The sequence below is a fragment of the Planomicrobium sp. MB-3u-38 genome (assembly GCF_002836425.1).
GTDB lineage: Bacteria > Bacillota > Bacilli > Bacillales_A > Planococcaceae > Planococcus > Planococcus okeanokoites.
Genome location: NZ_PJBO01000002.1, coordinates 1 through 23,043 on the forward strand (window position 1 = coordinate 1; position 23,043 = coordinate 23,043).

Here is a 23,043-nt window from a genome sequence, read left to right on the forward strand (position 1 = left end):
GCTCACTTATGAACATGTGAAATTTATTACTTCGCCATAGATTTCAGTTTCCATTGCTGTTTAATAAGAAGTTAAAATGCCGAAACCTCATGGAGGTTTCGGCATTTTTATTTTTCTTCTATATAGAAGTGGACTCTCTTTTTTATTCTTCGAATAGGTTCATGCTCAGGTATCGTTCCCCGGTATCCGGCGCGATGCACAAAACTTTTTTTCCTGTACCGAGCCGCTTCGCAATCTCGATTGCCGCATAAATGGTGGCACCAGCAGAAGGACCGACGAAAATACCTTCTTCACGCGCAACCCGCCGGAATATATTGATGGCATCTTCATCTTCGATGGCAAAAATTTCATTGTAAATCTTGGTGTTCAGGATTTCAGGAATAAAGCCGGGGCTAGTTCCAACCAATTTATGTTTGCCAGGTTTGCCGCCTGATAAAACAGGGGAGCCTTTCGGTTCAACAACGGCTATATAAAGATCCGGAAGCTTTTCTTTCAATGCTTCTCCGGTACCTGTAATGGTGCCGCCAGTTCCTGCGGAAGCGACGAAGGCATCCAGCTTGCCGTCCATTTGCTCAAAAATTTCCAGAGCGGTGGTTGTTCGGTGTATATCCGGATTGGATTTGTTTTCAAATTGCTGTGGGATGAAGCTATTGGGAATCTCTGCTTGTAATTCGAAAGCCTTTTTTATGGCACCCGGCATTTTTTCATGATCTGGTGTAAGGACGACTTCAGCGCCGAAAGCTTTCAATAAGTTAATGCGTTCTTTTGTGGCGTTGTCTGGAAGGACCAAAATGGCCCGATAGCCTTTGGCAGCTGCCACCATAGCAAGTCCGATTCCGGTATTGCCGCTGGTCGGCTCGATGATCGTAGCGCCCTCTCCGATAATACCTTGTTCTTCTGCATTTTTGATCATATTAAAGGCTGCGCGGTCTTTGACGCTTTTGGAAGGATTGAACATCTCCAATTTGACATAAACGTCAGCGGCACCGGCTGGCACTATTCTATTCAATTTTACGACAGGTGTATCCCCGATCAAATCAGTTATATTATCTACTGGTTTCATAACTTCAAACAACCTTTCCTCAGTTATTAATTGTATGGAATCCTCTAATTGTAGTATACCTCTACTAAACCCGACAAATCCTATGGTTTATAAATCAGATTAATTCTGGGCAGAAGCGTTAATTTAGAAATTAGACCTATAAAAAAATAAAAAGTTGTGACTTTTGATTAATTAATATACCTTTATTTGTTAATTAATAGTATACTAGATTCAATAAATGAATCGGAGGCGCTTAATATGATCAATACTCCTGAATTGGTGGATTCCTTGGTTCTGGACATGGATGCACATGAGTTGGCGCAATTAATCAAAGAAAAGAAAATTTCTTCCCGGAAAGCCCTGGAAATCTATATAGAGCATTTAAAGAAGAATAACTCTTCGGTAAATTGCCTGGTTGAAGATCGCTTTGAAGATGCTTTGCTGGAAGCTGATAACGCCGACCGTCAGATTGCAAAAGGTCAAATTCAAGGAGCCTTACTAGGTGTCCCGATCAGCATGAAAGAAGCATTCGATGTCAGCGGCATGAATACTACAGGCGGATTGCTGTGGAGAAAAGGGAAGAAGATGGCTAAAGACGCTGAAGTGGTAGGAAAACTTCGGGCGGAGGGTGCCATCATTTTAGGCAAGAGCAACACCCCGGAACTGTGTTTTTGCCAGGAAACCGACAATAAACTATATGGCAGAACAAATAATCCCCGGGATTTGAGAAGGACGGCTGGAGGTTCGAGCGGCGGAGAAGCGGCACTTATCGCAATGGGCGGCGCAGCTGCAGGGCTTGGCTCAGATATTGGAGGTTCCATCCGGTTTCCAAGCCATTTCAATGGCGTAATCGGTTTTAAATCAGGGAAAGGCCAAGTCTCGCAAGACGGAAGCTACCCTGAGGTGAAGCAGGAACTGCAGGAAAGGATGCTTGGCATCGGCCCGATTGCAAAAAGTGTAAGAGACGCAAGGCTGATATATAATATCGTAGCCAAAAACCCCGCAGTCTATAGAAACATCGACAGCTTCGCCATCAATGTGCTTCCGGATTCAAATTATCCATTGGGTGAGCCTACCCGTAAAATGATTGATGCTATTTTCCAGCAACTTTCTCCTGAATTTGAAGTGGAAAGGGAAATGCCTCCTTATTTTGGTGATTCAGCAACGGTGTGGCAGGAAATCATGTCGATTGATGGAGCTGGGGATGCAAGGAAAGAAGCTTATGGGGGAAGCCCAGGGAGTTTATATAATTCTTACATTAAAGAACGCATGACAGGTAATTCGGAAGTTCACCGGTACCTGTCGTGGGCTTTGATCGGCGCTTCATTCTTCAAACCATCCGACAAGCGGCTGGAAAAAATTCGAGAGTTTTTACAGCATGGCGATCATATTCTGGAGCATTACCTGAAAGAACGAATTCTAATTATGCCGGTTTATCATAAAACAGCACCTAGGCATGGTGTTATCTACCGCGAAATATTCTCGATACGGAAAACTTTCCGCCAATACATGCCGTATGTCGCTTACGCGAATACATGGGGCTTGCCTTCTTTAACGATACCGGTTGGTTCCGACGATAAAGGATTACCGATCGGCATCCAGTTGATCAGCCGCAACGGCAATGAAGAGGCGCTGTTCCAATTGGGGGAATGGCTGGAACAACGGTTTGAAACGTATAAACGTGCTATCTTATAGAAGAAACTTAAAACCTGCATCCTTTCAAAAAGGTGCAGGTTTTAAGTTTTAGTCATTGTTTCTCACGGACGAGGGCTTTGACGCCTTTATAAAGGAGTATGCTGAAGCCTGCAAGCAAGCCATACCCGATCAAAATAATCAACATCGGCATATACGCAGGTGCCTGGCCGGAATCAGTCGACATGCCGGCTAAAAATAACGGCATGATTGGCAGCATAACAACACCCGGACCCTTTGAAACCAATAGAAGAATGGATGGTATTAGAATGAACCATGGCCAGATGGGTTTATTATCTCCAGTCGCTTTCCCAGCGGGGGCAGTGTCATTCACTTTTCCAAAAGTTTCTTCATGCAGATCCATAGACTGATTGCGCTGATTTTTGATGGACTTATAAGCGCTTTTGATTGTCCAAAAAATCAGTATGGATATACTCACGGGTATGGCTGTAAAAAGCATGGATAAAAAGCTGACTTCATCTGGTTTCCAAAAAGGCATTGTTGCCAGAAGCAAAGCAAAAGGGGCTACAGATATGAATAGGATGATTCCCCCAATCAAAATAACCCAGGAGAGGATTATTCCGCTTGAACCGATTGATGTTTTCATATGATTGGTTCCTATCAATATATTCAAAATTCAATCTCTATTATATTTCACGGGAATACAAAAAAGAATCACCCCCAGAAAATTATTCTGAAGGTGATCCGAGAGTGATCCGAGAGTGATGAATGAAGAAATTAAGTGCTTAAAAACTGAACAAAAGTGTAAACTGCGACAGCCAGTAATATGACCGCACCGATGAGATAAATTATTAAAGCGTTTTTCAAGTTTAGCCTCCTGTGTCTTGCAACATTAACGTTAATGATAAAGTATGTAATTTGTGTCTTAGGGTATATAAGAGAACTACTACACTGTAACAAAGTTACCATTATATTTCGAATAACTCACATTATTACAAGAAAGATGTTTTTTCTATTGAATAACTGCTAATAATCGAATTTAGGTTAATTTACCTATAAAGAAGTCCCGATGTGCAAAACCAGCCAGGATTCGACAATTTTTTTCCCAATTACGCATCCTTGTTTCTTCTGCTAACGTTAGGTGTGTGGCAAGGAGATTGCGGGACGCCGCATCACCGGGATTTGCCATAAAAACATTTAGGGATAAGGAGATTGATGTATGAAGAAATCAGGAAAGATTTTCACAACAGCCATGTTGGCGGTCACTTTGATGATGCCGGCTATGGGCGTAAGCGCCAATGAAGGAAACGCGGCAGACAATGGGAATGGCAATGAAAAATTCCGGGTACTGGTTGATTCTGGCAATCAGAAAAACCTGAATAACATTAAAGAGCAATACGGGGTCCATTGGGATTTCGCGGCTGAAGGTTTTACGACCGAGATGAATGAAAAGCAATTCAATGCGTTGCAAAAAAACAAGAACATTACAATAGAAAAGGTTCCAGAACTTGAAATTGCCACTGCAACGGATCAGCCGGAAGCAAAGTATTCTGCAATGGCAGCTTCACAATCGACTCCATGGGGCATCAAAGCAATTTATAATAATAGCAGCATTACTAAAACAAGCGGAGGCGCAGGAATCAATATTGCCGTGCTTGATACTGGAGTCAATACAAACCACCCGGACCTTCGTAATAATGTGGAGCAATGTAAAGATTTCACAGTAGGTACATCATATACGAATAACAGCTGTACAGACCGTCAGGGACATGGCACACACGTTGCCGGATCGGCACTGGCTGACGGCGGTACGGGAAGCGGCGTTTACGGTGTAGCACCGGATGCTGACCTTTGGGCGTACAAAGTATTAGGTGATGACGGATCAGGTTACGCTGATGACATCGCAGCAGCGATCCGCCATGCGGGAGACCAGGCTTCGGCTCTTGGAACTAAAGTTGTCATCAATATGTCCCTGGGTTCTTCGGGAGAAAGCAGCTTGATCACGAACGCGGTAAACTATGCGTACAATAAAGGTGTACTTGTGATTGCAGCAGCAGGAAACTCAGGTCCTTACCAGGGATCGATCGGATATCCTGGTGCACTTGTCAACGCAGTGGCTGTAGCGGCTCTGGAGAATACGGTTCAAAACGGAACTTACCGTGTTGCGGATTTCTCTTCACGCGGATATAGCTGGACTGACGGAGACTATTCAATCCAAAAAGGCGATGTGGAAATCTCAGCTCCAGGAGCGGCGATCTATTCCACTTGGTATGATGGCGGATACGCTACAATCAGCGGTACGTCAATGGCTTCACCACATGCTGCAGGTTTAGCGGCTAAAATCTGGGCGCAGTATCCTTCGGCATCAAATGTTGATGTAAGAGGAGAATTGCAGTACCGCGCATACGAAAACGATATCCTATCCGGTTATGGTGCCGGTTATGGCGATGATTATGCGTCAGGTTTCGGTTTTGCCACTGTGCAATAATCGGTATTCCAACAGCAAGGGCAGTTCCGGCTATAAGCCGGGGCTGTTTTTTATGGTATTATTTAATTAATCTGAAAGAAGGGTGAGGCTATGAATATTGGTTCTGTGATAAAGTATTACCGCTCCAAAAACAATATGACACAATCCCAATTGGCTGATGGCATCTGCTCTATTTCCCATCTCAGTAAAATTGAATCGAATACCTATACGCCACATGAATCGACGATTGAAGCACTGCTCCTGAAGATGGGGGTTCAATGGAAAAAAGAAATAGCCAAAAGAAGCCGGCTGGAACGCCAGTTGAATGATTTCGTCACATGCTCTTTGCACTACGATTTGGACGAAATGAAACTTCAATACGAAAAATTGCAATTGGACAATGATTATATCCAGTCGACGGATCTGGTCAATCAGTATGAACTGTATAAGTTCCGTTATTATCTATACATAAAAGATCAAACGCTCGCGGATCGACAAAAAGCTATGCTGGAACGGATGAAGAATTCCTTCACTGAGGCTGAAGCCTGGATGCACCAACTTTTTCTGTCACTGTACTATACTATGGCCAATAAAAAAGAGCTTGCGATGGAATATGTCAATTCGCTGGATGGCGGAATCCAAAGTATTCCACAGAAATTCGAAGGGGAGTTCTATTACCAGAAGGCACGTTTGCTGATCATGCATGAACAATACGAATTGTCGGCCCATTTTGCTGAACTCTCGGTACAGTATTTCAAGTTGAATTATAATTACATCCGTCTGCTCCACGCCCAGCTGCTGTTGGCGATCAATTATATGCGGCGCAACCTGCTGGTACAGGCGGCTGGTATTTTTGAAGTGCTGAAACGCAATACCAGGCTGACAGACCAGCAGGAACTCTATCATCAAACTTTATATAATTTTGCTGAATTGCTGAAAACCCGTCACGATCATAATCAGGCGTTTGATTTGCTGACCGAGTTGCATGATATCCTGCCAAAAGATACATATTTTTATAAAGCGGTGCTTGTAAGCCTTATTGAAACAGCGGTGGAAGTAGGCGCAGATGCATGGAATTATGTGCGTGAACTGCGGGAGCTGGCTGCTGGTCCGGAGGATGAATACTTTTTGTTATACTTAAACTATTTCGAGAAACGAAATTTTTCCCAACCAGACCTTTTGGCTTATTCAGAGGAAAAAATGTTCCCATTTTTCAGAAAACATGGTTACATAAGAGAAAGTAAAAAAATCGCATTAGAACTGGCTGAGCACTTTAAAAGTGCTAAGCAATGGGAAAAGGCGATGTACTATCAATCCTATTACGATAGAAATGGAGGTTGAATTTATATGAAGAAAGGGAAATTGATTTTATTGACTGGATTGGCTGTGGCCATGATGGCCATGGGAGCATGGGCTCCAACAGCTTCACAGGTGGATCATTCAGATGCAGTCGTCGCTTCCGGCGGCGTGCAGGAAAGCACAATCCCGACTATTTTACCTCCCCTGTAAAATAGCGGATTGTTCCAAAGCTCCCGGCCTAGGCCCCGGGAGCTTTTTTGTATGGGGAAATTTGCAGGAACGTTAATATACAGCTGTTTATACTAAGTGAATTAGGCAATAATGTAATAACAAGGCGCAAAAGGAGGAGTTGCAGGTGAAAGTCAGGATTGAATGGAAATATCGCTCTGCCAAAGGTGTGGAAACCAGTTTTACATCAGAAGAGATGACAGCAGCTCAAGGCGTCTTTATTGCTGAAGATATTGAACGGACTAAACGAGTCAAAGAACTGGTATTCATCGATATGTACGATGACAGTATTTGGACGATGAAGGAAATGAAATCCTATTTAAAAAGTATAGAAACTGAACCGCACGACATTACCGTCTATTTTGACGGCGGTTTTAATGTCGGAACCAAAGATTCGGGTTTGGGCTGCGTAATTTACTATAGGCAAAGCGGTAAATCCTACAGGTTGAGGCAGAATGCGCAGATTAAGGGGCTGGTATCCAATAATGAAGCCGAATATGCAGCTCTTCATCTTTGTGTGCAGGAGCTGGAGTTTCTGGAAGTCAGAAATATGCCTGTCCGATTCAGCGGAGACTCTAAAATCGTTATTAATGGAATGAGCGGGGAGTGGCCGGTCATCGAATCAGAATTAGTGAGCTGGGCTGACCGGATTGAAATGAAACTTAAAACAATGGGCATCCAGGCGGAATTCGGGTTGATTCCGCGAAAAGAAAATTTTGAAGCGGACAGGCTCGCCACACAGGCATTGAAAGGCATTGAAATAACAGGGACCAGTATTATTTGACCATTCAAGTTGAGCTTAATAATTTACATCGTGCGCGATGTAAATTATAGTAGTTCATGAAAGAACATTTTGAATGGAGGAATAGACAGATGAAAGCTTTATATGAAACCACAATCATCAACACAGGCGGACGACAGGGAGAAGTGTATTCAGAAGATAATATTTTCAATATGGATGTAGCAAAACCAGCAGCACTTGGCGGAGCACCAACAACTGCAACCAATCCGGAACAATTATTTGCGGCAGGCTACAGTTCATGCTTTAACAGTGCATTGGAACTGGTGCTTGAACGTGATAAAGTGAAAGTCGACAAAAGCGAAGTAAAAGCGACAATCTCCCTGCTTGGCGACAAAGAAAACGGCGGTGTTAAATTGGCTGCAAAACTGGAAGTCACCATTGAAGGAATCGATGAAGGGAAAAAGCATGAATATGTGGAGAAAGCACACCAATACTGCCCATATTCCAAAGCGATCAAAGACTCGGTGGATGTTGAAATCATCGTACACTAATGACAGTGGAACCGCTCTGAATTAGGGCGGGCTGGAGTCGCTATAAAACTAATGGACGTGATGTAAATGGAGCTTGGTCTAAAGCTGGAACAGCAATTATGTTTTGAAGTATATAAAGCATCGAGCAATTTTACGAAAATGTATGCAAGAGTGCTGGAGCCATTTAATCTGACGTTTCCGCAATACCTGGTGCTTTTGGTTTTATGGGAAGAAAATCATATGGTGATGAAAGATATAGGGGCGCGATTAGGCCACGGGACCGGCACCTTGAACCCGATAATCAACCGCATGATCGAGCAGGGCCGGCTGACGAAAAGGCAGTCGCCTGACGATAAACGGGCTTGGATCATTTCTTTGACGGATAAAGCTGAAAAAGAACATGCACCCATCAGCCAGGCAATCTACGATAAACTGGTCAGCTGTAATTTCCTCGATGTGAATGCATTGACGCTTATGAAGAATTTAAAGCAATTAAATGCGTTCTTCGACGATATGGAACTTTAACAAGTCAGTAAACGAAGGAGAGTAACTGGAATGAGCATTTATGATTTTACAGCAGCGAAGCCTGATGGAAGTATCTATCCTTTGCGTGAGTATGAAGGTAAAGCGATGCTGATCGTCAATACCGCTACAAAGTGCGGTTTGAAGGATCAATTCGATGGTCTTGAAAAGTTGTATCAGAAATATGAAAAAGATGGACTCGTCGTTCTGGGTTTCCCATCCGATCAATTCGCTCAGGAGCTGGATAACGCAGAAGAAGCTGAGCAATCTTGCCGTATGACGTATGGCGTAACTTTTCCGATGCATGATTTGGTTAAAGTGAACGGCAAGAATGCCGATCCACTTTTTAAGTATCTGACTGAAAATAGCAAAGGCCTGTTTGGCAGCAGCATCAAATGGAATTTTACAAAATTCCTGATTGATAAAGAAGGGAACCTGGTCGCCAGGTTTTCACCAACAGATAAACCGGAAACTTTCGATCAGGAGATTCAGAAATACTTAGAGGTATAGTTATGTAAAACCGAAGCAGATTCTGTTTCGGTTTTTTCTATGCTTTAATGAAAAACCAATTTGAAATCTCTATACATAACCAGTCATAGCAAGGGTTACAAATTTTTCTTTGCCTTTCCATCCGCAAAGAATTATTATGAAGTTAAATTATTATTAAAATATTCTGATATTTAGGAGTTTATTGTTGCAATATTTAATTAACTAGGTTATAAATAAGTTGTATATTAATTATACAAAAACTTAACAGGAGAAGGAGTGGCTAGTTTGAAGAAGATTTTCGTTTCGATGTCAGTCGCATCTGTCTTGGTATTCTCGTTGCTCGCAGCAGGGGTTATGGCAGATAATCACACAGCAAAACTGAGAGTAGTCCATGCTTCACCTGATGCACCAGCAGTCGATGTATACGTAAATGGCGACTTGACTTTGGAAGAAGTGCCGTTTAAAGCGGATTCAGGTTATCTGGATGTACCCGCCGGCACCCATAACGTAGAAGTCTTTGCAGCTGGAACTGAATATGCTGAAGGCGAAGCGGTTCTGCAAGCTGATCTTACTGTTGAGGCTGGCAAAGCTTATACAGTCGCAGCAGCAAACACACTTTATTCACTTGAATTCGTAGTAGCCGAAGATTCAATGGAAGTTACTGAAGGAAAAGCGAAAATCCGGGTTGGCCACTTGTCTCCTGATGCACCGGCTGTTGATGTCGGCATTATTGGCGGAGACGCATTGTTCAGTGGAGCTGAATTCCCGGCAATTACAGATTATGCAGAAGTTGACGCTGGAACTTATGATTTAGAAATCAGACTGCCTGACGGTACGCAAGTGTTGCCTTTGGAAGGTACTGAATTGGCAGCAGGTACAGTTTATAGTGTATTTGCGGTAAATACAGTCGATTCGCTTGAAGTGCTTGCTTTAGTCGATTATGAAATGGCTGCTTCTCCTGATGGCATGCCGACTACAGGGCTTGGCACTCCAGAACAAAGCCAGACTAACTGGATGTTGATGATTGCGGCAATGGCTGCAGTTTTAGCTGGAGGCGGAGTTGTTTTGAGAAAACGGTTTCAAAACTGATATTCCGTTCCTCTTGATCGGAGCGGTGTTATTGCTCTCTGGTTGTCAGGAAACAGCAGATGAAGTCAGTGTCCGTTCGAAAGATGTGGGCTTTGCCTCAGAGCGAAAATATACTGTATCTGATACGGCAGTAAAGACAGCTATTGAAAATCCCATTAATGCCTTGAAACGGGAGGGGATTGAGCCTGAAAAAATTTCAATTCCCGCAATAGGTGTAGAAGCGAAGACACTGCATCTTGGAACAAAAGAAAACGGGGAAATGGATGTTCCGGATACAATTGAAGATGTCAGCTGGTTTGAACCGGGATATAAACCTGGTGAAAATGGCCGTGCGGTAATTGCCGGACATGTAGACGGCATTGACGGACCAGCCATCTTCTGGGATTTGGCGGAGCTGGAAGCCGGTGATGAAATAATCGTAGAGGGGGAAGACGGGCAATTGGTCTTTCGAGTCTACGCTATGGAATCAGTGGAGTTGGAGCTTGCGGATGTCCAATCGGTTTTCGGTTACCGATCTTCTCCGGAATTGGTTCTGATTACCTGTTCCGGAGATTATGATCACAATCGGGGAACCCGGGAAGAACGGTTGATTGTTTACACAGAATTAGTAGAGGAATAGAAACTTCAGCGTTTTCCGCAAACGGAAAGCGCTTTTTTCTTTTGAAGAAAAGAAGAAGAAATGAGATTATTTGGGAAATTTATGATAACAAATATTAATTGGTTAATATTTAAAAGATAGAATCTTTTTTACTATATGCTACTTTATTGGGTTCGTATTTGATATTATTAAGTTCAATAGATATCTTTTTGCGGTTTTCGACATATTTCGCCGCCATTCATCTTTAGGAGGATTTAAACTAATGAACGACAAGTCTCAGCCTGGAACGGAAAAAATGCCAGAAAGTCCGCTTTCTGATCCAAGCGACCAATTTCATTTTGAAGATTCGATTTTTGAATACATCGTTCAAAAAGTGCCTGTGAGTCTATATATAATGTCTCAAACAAATTTTATCTATGTGAATGATTGTTTATGTGAAATGCTGGATTATCCGGAGGAAGATTTTTTGTCAGGTAAACTCGGATTAACAGATATCATCCATCCTGAAGATTTACCGAAAGTGCGGAAAAGGTTTTTCCATCTTTCAAAAGGGACCACACAAAAAGCGCGATATCGCGTAAGAGTTATTAAAAGAGACGGCAGTTTCCTGCATGCTGAAATAAATTCGACCACATCTTCTCTGGACGGGGAGCAAGTCTTTCTTGGCAGTGTTTCGGATATTACGGAAGAAGTTCTTGCGCGTGATCGCTTGAAAGACAGTGAAGAACGCTTTAACTCCCTGTTCTATGAAAATCCGGATGCTATTTTTTCGTTTGACCTGGAAGGTAATTTCATTGATGTTAATCCAGGTTCTATTAAATTATCCGGATATTCTCACCAGGAATTGATGGAGATGGCGTTTATGCCGATGATCATACCAGAACATTTGGATAAAGCGCTCTATTATTTCTCTGAATCGTTAAAAGGAAACACCAATCGATATGAAATCGATCTGTATGGAAAAAATGGAGAGCTCATCAATCTTGAAGTGACCAATTTTCCGATGCAGCAAGCTGGACAAATCACAGGGGTTTATGGAATCGGAAAAGATGTCACCAGCCGGAATGAACATAAAAAACTATTGGAAGAAATGGCTTTTTTCGATCATTTGACGAAGCTGCCCAATCGGAAATTATTTGAGGACCGGCTGGAACAGGCAATGAAACTTTCATATGAGTCAAACACTGCACCGGCAGTCCTTTTCTTGAATATGGACCGCTTTAAATATATAAACGACTTATTGGGTTATGAACATGGCGATCTTTTTCTGAAACAGACATCCCAGCGTATGGTGGAATGTGTAGCCGAATCCGCGACTGTCGGACGATTTGCAGGAGATGAGTTTGCGGTTCTGCTGCCGGATACAACAACGGAATCGGCAATCGAATGCGCTAAAAGGCTCAACAGTACACTGGCTGAACCGATTGAAGTCATGGGGCAGCAATTATCGCTGACAGCCAGCATCGGTATTGCTTGTGCGGATGATTCGAATGGAAATTTGATCAAGCAGGCTGAAGCGGCTATGCTGTACACAAAAAAGCACAGTAAAAATAGCTTTTCTTTATTTTCGCATGAGTTAAATAAGGAGATTGCGGACAAATTGACCATTGAACGGGAACTGAAATCGGCGATTCGCAATGATGAATTTCTTATTCACTACCAGCCCATTATGGACCTGGCCGCCGGAAAAATAAGCGCTATGGAAGCGTTGATCAGATGGAATCACCCGGAACTTGGTATGGTGCCGCCTGACCGATTCATCCCTGTATCAGAGGAGAACGGGCAGATCATCGCTATAGGCAAATGGGTGCTTTACACTGCCTGTTCACAGACTAAACAATGGCAGCAGCAAGGCTATGCGCCTTTTCGTATCTGTGTAAACATCTCCACCATCCAGCTTCAGCACCCGAATTTCGTGCAATTAGTGAAAGGCATTCTAGAAGAGACAGGGCTGGAAGCGAAATGGTTTGAACTGGAAGTCACTGAGAGCATCCTTCTTGAAGACACTGAAACCTTGAAGGAAAGTTTACTTAGCTTGAAAGCATTAGGCATTTCGATGTCGATCGACGATTTCGGCACCGGTTTTACATCATTGAACTATCTGCGGCAATTTTCGTTTGACCGGGTAAAAATTGACCGCAGTTTCGTTCAGGATATCAATCAGGATTTGAGCGGCAAAGCCATCACATCCACTATCATTGCGTTGGCGCATAAATTGGGAATGGAAGTAGTAGCGGAAGGAATTGAGGATTCCGTGCAGCTTTCCTATCTGGTCAATGAACTTTGCAATGAAGGGCAGGGGTATTATTTCTGCCGTCCCAAATCCGCTGACCAGCATGATCTGATCATCATGGATAAGTAAGAAAATGGAGTGAATAGACGTTTTTTAACCTGAGCCAACCTGTGCAAATACTATTGCGCAGGTTGGCTTTCTTTTTTGTAAAAATGGTATAGTTGCAATAATGTAAGATTTTTCAGACAAAGGGGATGGTAATTTGAATACTATGGAAGTTTTGAAAGATTCTTTTGACAACACAGACTATCAGCTTGCTGGGCATGGACCGAGAAATGTAAAAGTGTTGAGACAGGCATTTCAGGAAATAGATGATGAAGTAAAATCCGATATATACGGCACAGGTGCCGCAATCAACGATTTCGAAGATAAGATGGCTTCTTTTCTCGGCAAGGAGAAAGCGGTGTTTTTTCCAAGCGGCACAATGGCGCAGCAAATTGCACTCCGCATCTGGACTGATGTTAAAGGTTCGCCGAAAGTGGCCTATCATCCATTATCCCATTTGGAAATACATGAAGAAGACGGGCTCAAAAAATTACATGGAATTGAAACGGTGCTGCTGACTGATAAAGACAGTGTGATCCAATTGGAAGATGTAAAATCGATGCCAGCTGATGCGGCTTGCGTACTGCTCGAATTGCCGCAGCGGGAGATTGGCGGCCAGCTGCCAGATTTCGAAACACTGACAGCTATTTCGCAATATTGCCAGGAAAAGGATATCCGTCTTCATCTCGACGGTGCCAGAATTCTCGAGACTCTGCCTTATTACCAGAAGTCCGTCGGAGAAATCTGCAGTTTATTCGACAGTGTGTATATCTCGATGTATAAGGGAATCGGTGGTATTGCGGGGGCCGTTTTAGCGGGAGATGATGATTTCATCAAGGATTCAAAAGTTTGGAAGAAACGTCATGGCGGAGATCTTATTTCGCTGTACCCTTATATTTTTACAGCCGATTACTATTTCGAATTGCGGAAAGACAAAATGGCGGATTATTACGAGGCTGCCAAAGAACTCGCGGCAAAATATAATTCTTGTACAGGAATTGCGACCTTGCCCGAAATTCCGGTATCCAATATGTTTCATGTGCACATTGGCAGACCAAGAGAACAGGCGGCGGAAATGCTGGCTGGCGTGCAACGGGAATCTGGCATCGGCTTGTCAGGGTATGTACGTGAAATCGATCAGGGCAATTGCTATTTCGAAGTCAGCTTAGGTGATGCCTATTCTGATGTGCCTAAGGAAAAGATTGATACTGCCTTCCATCTGCTGGATGAAAAGATGAAAGGTGAATAAATTCACTGAGAGAGGATGTTTTGATGAAATATTCTTTATTGCCGAAAACGGATTTGAAAATATCAGCTATCGGACTGGGGACGAATGCAGTAGGCGGGCATAATCTATATGACAACCTGAACGAAGAAGATGGCAAAAACCTTGTGCGGACGGCTCTCGATAATGGCATCTCATTTATCGATACTGCGGATGTTTACGGGACGGGTCGTTCTGAAGAGTTGGTGGGCGAAGTGTTAAAAGAGTATCCCCGGGACCGATATGTGATTGCCACAAAAGGCGGCAGTGATTGGCGCAACGGCATACGCGACAACTCTCCTGAATATCTTCGGAAAGCGATCGGCGAAAGTCTGGAGCGGCTGCAGCTTGAAAGCATCGATCTTTACTATATCCATTGGCCGGATAATAAAACGCCAGTCAAAGAAGCGGTCGCTGAGCTTGCAAAGCTTAAAGCGGAAGGGAAAATCAAAGCGGTGGGCGTCTCCAATTTTACGTTGGAGCAATTAAAAGAATCCAATAGTGAAGGGGGAATCTCAGCGATCCAATTGCAATATCACATGCTTGACCGCTCGATCGAAAAAGATATTCTGCCGTATTGCGTGGAGCATGGGATTACGGTTGTCCCTTACGGACCGTTGGCTTTTGGCATCCTGGGAGGAAAGTACGATGAAGATTTCCTGCTCGAAGAAGGGGACTGGCGAAAACGGGTGCCCTTATTTCAAGAAGGCGAGTTTGAAAAAAATCTAGCTATCGTCGAAAAGCTGAAAGCACTTGCCGGACGTCTTGGCACGGATGTATCGAAATTGGCATTGGCCTGGCTTCTTGCACAGCCTGGCATCGATTCGGTAATTCCGGGCGGTAAAAGGCCAGATCAGGTACTGGCTAATCTTGAAGCCGCAGATATCGAATTGGATGAAGAATTATTGGAAGAAATAGACGAAATCCTGAAAGAAAAATGAGTGATCGAATCGGACAGCGGCTTCCCGTGCATGAACGGGAAGCCGCTGTTTTTTTATTTTGCTGAAATTTGATTTCCCCTTAAACTTTCGGCAAGTCCTGGACCAGCGAAATGAATGCTTTTGAAACATAAGGCATGTACCGGTTTTTAGCAGAAATGATGCCAAGCATCCATGGAAATGTATTGGTCAGCGAAATAACTTTGAATGGACCATCTTTTACCCGTTCGCAAATCAATTCCGGCATTAAAGTGACTCCAAGATTTTTTTCAACCATGCCGACGATAAAATCCCATTGCGAACTTTCATAAGCAATTCTGGGCGTAAACCCTTCAGAAATACAAAACTCTATCGTCCGGCCATTTAACGTAAATTCTTTGCTCAGCAATAGGAACGGGTCGTCCTTGAACTCGATAAGATCCACTTTTTCCAAATGGGCAAGTGGATGTGATTCGTGAACCAGCAGCTTTATCTCCTGATCGACAAATGGCATGACTTCGTACTTCTCTTCATCCACAGGGAGCATGACGAAGCCTAAGTCCACTTCCCCTTCGGCCACTTTCTTTTCAACTGTTTTTGCGCCATCTTCCGCCAGTATGATGGCCACGTCAGGATACTGCTTTTGAAATTCGGCGATGATTGTGGGAAAGAACAATGTACTGATGACAGGGGGCAAACCGATTTTTATCTTTCCCTTATTCAAATTCATCACATCATACAGGGAAGCTGACAGGTCATCCAGACTGTAGATGATTTTTTGAGCCTGCAGAAACACGACTTCGCCGGCATCTGTAAGCCGGACTTTCCGGGAAGATCGATCGAATAGGATGACATCCAGACTTTCTTCTAAATTTTTTACCATTTTGCTCAAACTGGGCTGCGTGACATGCATTGTCTGGGAAGCTTTTGTAAAACTTTTATGTTTGGCAACTTCCACAAAACAGGTTAGCTGGCGAATATCCATAATGGTCCCCTTAATCTATAACTAATAGTTATAGATATTATAATTTTAATTCATTTTACCTATCATAACAGACGATGTACACTGAAAAAAGTATTCCGACACAATATTGTGACAAATCACTATTTACAAAGTTTAAGAAAGCGCTTGCAAAAGACTGGGACGCCAGTTCAGGCAGTATACACTCATTCAATATAGGGGGAAAAATATATGTTAAGTATGATGGGATTGGTCGGGGGACTTATTTTGCTCATCGTCTTGACGATGAGAGGCTGGAACCTATTGGTTGCGGGTCCGTTATGCGCGCTCGTAGTAGGTCTGTTCAGCGGAATGCCGTTATTCCCGCAAATGGTGGAAGCAGGGGAATCAAACTTTTTAACAAATTATATGACCAGCTTTTCTGGATTTATCACTTCCTGGTTCCCGATGTTCCTGCTTGGAGCAATTTTCGGTAAAGTAATGGAAGACAGCGGAGCGGCCGACAGTGTGTCGCGCTGGCTGGTCGGAAAATTCGGCATCAAAAAAGCGGTTCTGGCAATTGTTATTGCCTGTGCGGTTCTTACATACGGTGGAGTCAGCTTGTTCGTCGTTGCTTTCTCAGTTTATCCGATGGCTTTGAGCCTCTTTAAACAAGCGGATCTTCCGCGCCGTTTCATTCCCGCTGCACTTGCATTCGGGTCGGTTACATTCACAATGACTTCTGCCGGTTCACCTGAAATCCAAAACTGGATTCCTATTGAATATCTTGGCACTTCACCGTATGCAGGATGGGAAGTCAGTATCATCGTTGCCGTATTCATGATGATTTTCGGTTATTGGTGGTTGAAACGCATGATCAACAAAGCGGTCAGTAAAGGCGAGCGCTTTGAAACACGCAAGACGGATCCGGTCATCGAAGACCGCGATTTGCCAAACCCATTGATGGGGCTTATCCCGTTATTGGTGGTACTCATTATTTCGTTCGTACTTCATGATGTGTTGATGACATCGGCATTGATCCTTGCCCTTCTTGGCGGTATTATAGCCACTTATGTCATCAACCGTAAATATTTCACCAATGTCAGCAAAGCGATATCTGATGGGACTATCGGCGCTTTGATTGCCATCGGCAACACGGCGGCCGTTGTCGGATTTGGCGGCGTAGCAAAAGCGGTTCCGGCTTTCGAAGTCGCTGTCAATGCCATGACGAGCATTCCGGGAAGCCCGCTAATCGGTGGCGCACTTGCTGTCAGTGTCATCGCCGGCTTGACGGGATCTGCATCAGGCGGCCAGGTTATTGCCTTGCCTTTACTGGCACCGCATTATATTGATATGGGTGTCAACACTGAAGCGTTGCACCGAACAGTAGCGATTTCGTCAGGAGCACTCGATTCTCTTCCGCATAATGGTTATGTGGTAACAACGATCCGTGGAATCTGCGGTGAGTCCCATAAAGACGCATACGGTGCTGTCGGTGCTGTAACAGTCATTGTGCCATTGCTCGGCTTGACGATAGCGATCATCCTGTTCTCGCTTGGCTTGGGCATCGGAAATTAATCCGAACTAAAAACAAAGATTTTTCAAAGTGTGGAGGTCAGGCATTATGGTTAAAGATAAAGTTGTATTCATCACCGGTGCAGCCAGTGGCATCGGCTACGAAATCAGCCGGGATTTCGCTGAAAACGGAGCGAAGATCGTCCTGACGGATATCAATGAGGAAGCGGTGAAAGTAGCCGCTGATGCGATGATTGAAGAAGGGTATGAATGCATCGGCATCCGTTGCGATGTAACCAGTGAAGACGAAATCATCATGGCGATCAATCAAACCGTGGAGACCTTCGGAACGTTGGATATTCTGATCAACAATGCTGGAATGCAGTATATTTCACCGATAGAAGAGTTTCCGACGGAAAAATACGAGCTGTTGATCAAAATCATGCTTGTGGCGCCGTTCATTGCGACAAAACACGTATTCCCTGTCATGAAAAAACAAGGCTATGGCCGCATAATCAATATGGCTTCCATCAACGGCCTCGTCGGTTTTGCCGGTAAAGCGGCCTATAACAGCGCCAAGCACGGTGTCATCGGCTTGACGAAAGTGGCTGCCCTTGAAGGGGCGGAGCACGGCATCACCGTCAATGCGATGTGTCCCGGCTACGTGGATACTCCGCTCGTCCGGAACCAAATGGGCGATTTGGCGAAAACACGTAATGTTACAGTAGAAAAAGTGCTTGAAGAAGTCATTTATCCGCTAGTGCCTCAAAAGCGCTTGCTGTCGGTTCGGGAAATCTCGGATTACACGATGTTCCTGGCCAGCGATAAAGCTTCAGGCGTAACGGGACAGGCTGTCGTATTGGACGGCGGCTATACCGCACAATAAAAAAAGAACCTGATGTGAAAATTCACATCGGGTTCTTTGCTTTTTCAGGCAATCATATCATTAGCTTCTGTTAGCAGCCGGTCATATAGACGCAAGTTTTGTTGATAAGGCATCTCGTAGCTGGCTAAGCTGTGTTCCCGGATCAAGCCGAAAACGGCTTCGTCTGCAATCTGATGCAGCCGGTTCAATGATTCGGCGTTTTTCCAAGCGGTTTTTTCGAACTCTATATTCATCAATTGTTCATCCAGAATAATCTTCAAAATTCCCGGATCCCTGTAATGGCTGTCTTCAGGAGCAGCTTTTTTCAGCTCATGGACTTTAATCGTCCAAGGCATCGATTCCATCAGCGCTTCTCTGTCAGCCGCATGGCCGAGCTCATGCAATGTCATTACTTCAATATAGGTTTTCAGGCGAACTGGGAAAGTGAGCTCATCTTTAGCTTCTTGAATTCTGCTGATGTCGACACCAATGCGGTCAAGGATGAAATTATAGCTCATATTGATGCCTTTCCTATGTTCTATTAAGTCCAGTCTGTAATTCGTTAAATCCATCACCGAGCGAATCCAGGCCATAATTTTGCTTCTATTTTTATTCTCCGCCATTATAAAATTTTTAATCCCCCAAATAATAAAAATCCATCTCTTTTATTAATTATATAAAAATAACGAAAACCTCACAAGCAAATGATTTCGAAGAACAAAAAGGGATCAGCATATGTGTGGCTAAGCCCTGTCTTATTGATATTTATCCGAGAAACTTTTCCACTACACCAAGAAACAGCCGATCCTGCTCGACATTCGGTGCATGGCCGGAATCCTGGAATTCCATGTAATCGGCATTCGGAATCAGGACAGCAGTTTCCCGGCCTTTTTCGGGTGGATTCAACCCATCATGCTTGCCGCTGATGACAAGCGTTTCCGCAGTAATCCGCTTCAAATCATCCCGGAAATCGAAATCCCGCAAAGCGGCAGAAGCGGCGCCCTGTTCGCTGGCATTCAGCATGCGGCTGTTTTTTGCAATCCGTTTCTGCCAGGCATTGACAGCTTCCTGGTCATGGAAAATCAATTGGGATGAAATCGCCAATTTCTCGGAAATACTCATCCCTTCGAGCTGTTCTTTATAGCGGTCAAACATCTCAGCCATCGACGATTGCTCACCGTATGATTTGGTAGCTGCAAGTATCAGTTTTTCCACGCGTTCCGGCTGTTTGATGGCAACTCCCTGAGCGATATAACTGCCCATTGAAACGCCGAGTAAATAGACAGAGTCAAGATTAAGGTGGTCCAATAGAGCGATCGTGTCGGCCACATGATCCTCCAAGGTGAACTCGGAAGGACGATCGGATTCCCCGTGGCCGCGCGAATCCAGCGCGATAATCCGGAATTTATCCTTTAAATAACCGATTTCCCGGTAGAACATCTGATGATTGCTCGTCAACCCGTGCAACAGGACAAGCGGCTCGCCTGTCCCTGTGTCTTCATAAAATAAGCGAATTCCATCGTTTTCAAAAAATGGCATATGTATTCTCCTTTGAATAAGCATGTTATTACCCTATACCCTTTTCAGGCAAAAATAAATAACCCGCATGAATATACGGGTCAGTTTTCCTGATGCGAAGCACGTGTTTTATTATATTTTTCAATAACAAGAAAAAGGGCTATCAACACAAATAGGAAAGCCAGTGTCATATACCACGGGAATCCAGTGATCGATTGTCCGAAAGCGGTATAGACGACAGCCGGCAATGTCAGGCCGATTGCAGAATAATACATATATTCTTTGAAGCTTTTTGTCATGTCCATCAAATAGAAGCAGAGAAGTTGAAAGTGGACGAATGGCATGATGCGCAAAAGCATCACCTGGCCGACGCTAAGCGTTCTGTCGGGAAAAATCCGTTCTTTCAACTTAGTCATTTTCCGATGGAATTTCGGGAGACGCTCTAACAGGAAATAGATGATCGCACTCATCAGCATCAAGCCGAGATAAGAAAGAATCGCCCCTTGGACAAAACCGAAGGCGACACCGCCAACGATGCAGACGGCTACGACAGGCAGAAAGACGAATGGCCGGATCAAATGGAGAATCAAAAAGAAGAAAGGGGCCATCCAGCCTGCATTTTCTATAAAAAGTTCAATCGACTTGTCGAATTGGTCCATGATGGCCTCCTTTGCGAGATGTAATGATATCAATAAAGAAGGATAATCCATATAAAATTTAATGGCAAGCCTTTTGACCCGAACATCGAAGAGGCTTGTTTTGCTAAAACGGATAGAGGGAACAATATTTTGGTAAACTGAAAAAGGGGAACGTAAAACAGAAAAGGGAGAGGTTTAACGTGAAATCGACAGAAACCAATTATCCAATTAAAAAAGTGCGGGCACAGTTTCCAGCGCTCGAACGTACATATAAAGAAAGGCAAGCCGCCTATTTTGACGGACCGGGTGGATCGCAGGTCGTGCTTCAGTCGATTACGGCGATTGCGGGTTATATGCAAAGAGGAGGGGCGAATCTCCATGGCGCATTTCCTTCCAGCTGGGAAACGGAACAGGTGATTTCAGAAGCCCGTGAAGCTGCAGCTGATTTCCTGAATGTACAGCCGAACGAAGTGGCTTTCGGAGCGAATATGACAACGCTGACCATTGCGATTGCCAATGCGCTTGGCAAACAATTTAAAGAAGGTGACGAAATCGTTGTGACTGAAATGGACCATCGGGCAAACGTCGATCCCTGGCTGATGATGGCCGAAGACCGTGGAATGACAGTCCGCTGGATACCAGTCGATAAAGAGAAACTGACGCTTGATATGCAGGATATCGATACACTCATCAATGATAAAACGAAATTGGTGGCGCTTGGCATGGCATCGAATGCCATCGGCACAATCGTCGATCTTGGCCCTGCCGTCAGACGGGCACGTCAAGTCGGCGCACTGGTCGCAGCTGATGCCGTGCATGCGGCGCCTCATATGCCGATGGACCGAGAAGAGCAGGATATAGATATCCTCTTATGCTCCGTCTATAAATTCTTTGGACCGCATATTGGAATAGCGGCGATCCGTGAGAGCATCTTCAAGGGTCTTGAACCTTATAAATTGACGACATCTCCGTCCTATTATCCGGACAAGTTGGAGACGGGCACGCAGAACCATGAAGGGATCGCGGGCATCCGTCCCGCTATCGAATTTTTTGCTTCACTGGGCGAAGGCCAGACGCGTCGGGAGAAAATCCTTTCCGGTTACCACAAAATCGAAATGTATGAAAACCGCTTGGCTGTACGTTTACGTGAAGGCCTGGGCGCACTGGAAAACGTCACGCTTTGGCAGGCAGCGGACGATGTGCCGAAAACGCCGACAATCGCATTTAAAGTGGCGGGCTACGAACCTTCGGATATTTGCGTGATATTAGCGGAAGAACACAGCATCTTCACAGCGGCGGGCCACTTCTACGCCTCTACACTCGGGGACGTGCTGGATGTCAATAAAACCGGCGGCTGGGTGCGGGGAGGCCTCGCCCCTTATAATACTGAAGAAGAAGTGGAACGTTTCATCAGCGCGATTGCTTCTTTGTAAATTGTTTAACTTCATCCCATTGAAAAAGGCTTCGCATCCGCGAAGCCTTTGTTCGTTTTTATTTCATTTCCTTATGCGAGAATGGGCATTTCCCTTGAATCGGTTCACTGTCGTCGCCGATGAAGAATTGCTTCCATTCGTTATGTTCCGGGTCGCCGAAGTGGCTGATGTCCGGATGAGTCGGCAGCTGGTCCCATTTCTCCACCCGCTGGCGCACTTTTTCGCGGGACATGATGCCGCCTTTTTCTGTACCTGTCAACCCTTCAAATATGCGGCGGGGCTGGAATCCGAGAACCATGGCATTGCCGAGGTCACGGGTCTTGCGCCGTTTATAGGCGGGAGCATTGCCGAAGATGAATATCGGTTCGCCTTTGAACACAAAATCCCATAAATAATGATCCGGATCTTTTGGTTTGTCGTCCGGCCATTCCGTTTCGTCCATATTATGGAGATATTGCAGAATCGCCCAGAATTCATCTCGATACTGTTCCAGGCTGCCTTCCGTTTCAAACGGTTCCACGAAAACAAAAAGGCCATGGCGCTTGTGTTTAGGATCATTGAACAGCGTCAGGAATTCTTCGACGATGACGGGCAGTGACGACCAATCATCACGGCTTATGTATCCATATCTCAATTCGCCCTTCAATTCACCGCTCATGCCGAAATAGCATGGGAAAGTCTTGTCTGTGACCGTATTATGGAATGTCTTGTACTCTTTCAGCAGCCATTCCGGCAAATCTTTCCGTGATTCAAAATCTTCTTTCGTAAGTAAAGCTTTATATGCTGTTTCCATCTTATTTCCTCCGATGCGTTTAATTTCCCTTTCTTTTATTTCCTAATATCGGCAATTTTAAACTTCTTCCTTTCAACTGCTGAACGGAATAGAGTGATTGAAAACGAATAAAATGGTACACTCTATAGAGCGATGTTATTTCGAAGAAGAAATGCATACCTCC

At 44.3% G+C, this 23,043-nt stretch carries 23 protein-coding genes; 16 read left to right on the forward strand and 7 right to left on the reverse strand.

Annotated features, from left to right (window positions below; translation table 11 throughout):
* Positions 1-142: 142 nt before the first annotated feature.
* Positions 143-1,063: a cysteine synthase A gene (gene cysK, locus CXF70_RS02135; RefSeq protein WP_101801379.1), complete on the reverse strand. Its 921-nt coding sequence runs from the start codon at positions 1,061-1,063 to the stop codon at positions 143-145.
* A 237-nt stretch (positions 1,064-1,300) separates the two neighbouring features.
* Between cysK and CXF70_RS02140 the strand changes: the two genes are divergently transcribed.
* Complete coding sequence (locus CXF70_RS02140) at positions 1,301-2,737, forward strand: amidase (protein WP_233208520.1); 1,437 nt, start codon at positions 1,301-1,303, stop codon at positions 2,735-2,737.
* 52 nt (positions 2,738-2,789) lie between these two features.
* Here CXF70_RS02140 and CXF70_RS02145 read toward each other — a convergent pair whose 3' ends face one another.
* Complete coding sequence (locus CXF70_RS02145; protein WP_101801344.1) at positions 2,790-3,341, reverse strand: hypothetical protein; 552 nt, start codon at positions 3,339-3,341, stop codon at positions 2,790-2,792.
* Between the two features lie 573 nt (positions 3,342-3,914).
* Here CXF70_RS02145 and CXF70_RS02150 point away from each other — a divergent pair.
* The 12 genes from CXF70_RS02150 to CXF70_RS02200 all read left to right on the forward strand — a co-directional run bounded on the left by CXF70_RS02150 (position 3,915) and on the right by CXF70_RS02200 (position 15,202).
* The gene (locus tag CXF70_RS02150; RefSeq protein ID WP_084242666.1) at positions 3,915-5,183 is read left to right on the forward strand and encodes a S8 family peptidase; all 1,269 of its coding nucleotides are present in this window, start codon (positions 3,915-3,917) and stop codon (positions 5,181-5,183) included.
* Positions 5,184-5,273: 90 nt separating this feature from the next.
* A complete protein-coding gene (locus CXF70_RS02155; protein WP_101801345.1) occupies positions 5,274-6,503 on the forward strand; it encodes a helix-turn-helix domain-containing protein in 1,230 nt (409 codons plus the stop codon).
* A gap of 6 nt (positions 6,504-6,509) precedes the next feature.
* The gene (locus tag CXF70_RS18095) at positions 6,510-6,671 is read left to right on the forward strand and encodes a hypothetical protein (protein ID WP_158241146.1); all 162 of its coding nucleotides are present in this window, start codon (positions 6,510-6,512) and stop codon (positions 6,669-6,671) included.
* A gap of 145 nt (positions 6,672-6,816) precedes the next feature.
* Positions 6,817-7,473 carry a reverse transcriptase-like protein gene (locus CXF70_RS02160; protein ID WP_101801346.1) on the forward strand — a complete coding sequence of 219 codons (657 nt, stop codon included), beginning with the start codon at positions 6,817-6,819 and terminating at the stop codon, positions 7,471-7,473.
* Positions 7,474-7,562: 89 nt separating this feature from the next.
* A complete protein-coding gene (locus CXF70_RS02165; protein WP_084242663.1) occupies positions 7,563-7,982 on the forward strand; it encodes an organic hydroperoxide resistance protein in 420 nt (139 codons plus the stop codon).
* Between the two features lie 66 nt (positions 7,983-8,048).
* Positions 8,049-8,486, forward strand: a complete 438-nt coding sequence (locus CXF70_RS02170; RefSeq protein ID WP_101801347.1) for a MarR family winged helix-turn-helix transcriptional regulator — start codon at positions 8,049-8,051, stop codon at positions 8,484-8,486.
* A 30-nt stretch (positions 8,487-8,516) separates the two neighbouring features.
* The gene (locus CXF70_RS02175; protein ID WP_101801348.1) at positions 8,517-8,993 is read left to right on the forward strand and encodes a glutathione peroxidase; all 477 of its coding nucleotides are present in this window, start codon (positions 8,517-8,519) and stop codon (positions 8,991-8,993) included.
* 264 nt (positions 8,994-9,257) lie between these two features.
* Positions 9,258-10,061 (forward strand): DUF4397 domain-containing protein, encoded by an 804-nt coding sequence (locus CXF70_RS02180; protein ID WP_101801349.1) that lies wholly within the window; start codon positions 9,258-9,260, stop codon positions 10,059-10,061.
* A gap of 25 nt (positions 10,062-10,086) precedes the next feature.
* Positions 10,087-10,680, forward strand: coding sequence for a class F sortase (locus CXF70_RS02185; protein ID WP_233208521.1), 594 nt, complete (start codon positions 10,087-10,089; stop codon positions 10,678-10,680).
* A 241-nt stretch (positions 10,681-10,921) separates the two neighbouring features.
* The gene (locus tag CXF70_RS02190) at positions 10,922-13,021 is read left to right on the forward strand and encodes a sensor domain-containing protein (RefSeq protein WP_101801351.1); all 2,100 of its coding nucleotides are present in this window, start codon (positions 10,922-10,924) and stop codon (positions 13,019-13,021) included.
* A gap of 133 nt (positions 13,022-13,154) precedes the next feature.
* Positions 13,155-14,246 (forward strand): threonine aldolase family protein, encoded by a 1,092-nt coding sequence (locus CXF70_RS02195; protein ID WP_199172775.1) that lies wholly within the window; start codon positions 13,155-13,157, stop codon positions 14,244-14,246.
* 23 nt (positions 14,247-14,269) lie between these two features.
* On the forward strand, positions 14,270-15,202 hold the full coding sequence (locus CXF70_RS02200; protein ID WP_101801352.1) for an aldo/keto reductase: 933 nt from the start codon (positions 14,270-14,272) through the stop codon (positions 15,200-15,202).
* A 79-nt stretch (positions 15,203-15,281) separates the two neighbouring features.
* Here the strand turns inward: CXF70_RS02200 and CXF70_RS02205 are convergent, their stop codons facing one another.
* Positions 15,282-16,163, reverse strand: a complete 882-nt coding sequence (locus CXF70_RS02205) for a LysR family transcriptional regulator (protein ID WP_101801353.1) — start codon at positions 16,161-16,163, stop codon at positions 15,282-15,284.
* 207 nt (positions 16,164-16,370) lie between these two features.
* Here CXF70_RS02205 and CXF70_RS02210 point away from each other — a divergent pair, with 207 nt between their 5' ends.
* The gene (locus CXF70_RS02210) at positions 16,371-17,696 is read left to right on the forward strand and encodes a GntP family permease (RefSeq protein WP_101801354.1); all 1,326 of its coding nucleotides are present in this window, start codon (positions 16,371-16,373) and stop codon (positions 17,694-17,696) included.
* Positions 17,697-17,742: 46 nt separating this feature from the next.
* Positions 17,743-18,519, forward strand: a complete 777-nt coding sequence (locus CXF70_RS02215; RefSeq protein WP_101801355.1) for a 3-hydroxybutyrate dehydrogenase — start codon at positions 17,743-17,745, stop codon at positions 18,517-18,519.
* 44 nt (positions 18,520-18,563) lie between these two features.
* Here the strand turns inward: CXF70_RS02215 and CXF70_RS02220 are convergent, their stop codons facing one another.
* The 3 genes from CXF70_RS02220 to CXF70_RS02230 form a co-directional block, all read right to left on the reverse strand.
* Positions 18,564-19,091: an integrase gene (locus tag CXF70_RS02220; RefSeq protein WP_145990697.1), complete on the reverse strand. Its 528-nt coding sequence runs from the start codon at positions 19,089-19,091 to the stop codon at positions 18,564-18,566.
* 172 nt (positions 19,092-19,263) lie between these two features.
* Positions 19,264-20,037, reverse strand: a complete 774-nt coding sequence (locus CXF70_RS02225) for an alpha/beta fold hydrolase (RefSeq protein ID WP_101801357.1) — start codon at positions 20,035-20,037, stop codon at positions 19,264-19,266.
* Between the two features lie 80 nt (positions 20,038-20,117).
* Positions 20,118-20,675 carry a TVP38/TMEM64 family protein gene (locus CXF70_RS02230; RefSeq protein ID WP_101801358.1) on the reverse strand — a complete coding sequence of 186 codons (558 nt, stop codon included), beginning with the start codon at positions 20,673-20,675 and terminating at the stop codon, positions 20,118-20,120.
* A 179-nt stretch (positions 20,676-20,854) separates the two neighbouring features.
* Here CXF70_RS02230 and CXF70_RS02235 point away from each other — a divergent pair, with 179 nt between their 5' ends.
* Positions 20,855-22,087 carry a cysteine desulfurase-like protein gene (locus CXF70_RS02235; protein WP_101801359.1) on the forward strand — a complete coding sequence of 411 codons (1,233 nt, stop codon included), beginning with the start codon at positions 20,855-20,857 and terminating at the stop codon, positions 22,085-22,087.
* 58 nt (positions 22,088-22,145) lie between these two features.
* Here the strand turns inward: CXF70_RS02235 and CXF70_RS02240 are convergent, their stop codons facing one another.
* Positions 22,146-22,880, reverse strand: coding sequence for a YqcI/YcgG family protein (locus CXF70_RS02240; RefSeq protein ID WP_101801360.1), 735 nt, complete (start codon positions 22,878-22,880; stop codon positions 22,146-22,148).
* Positions 22,881-23,043: the final 163 nt, after the last annotated feature.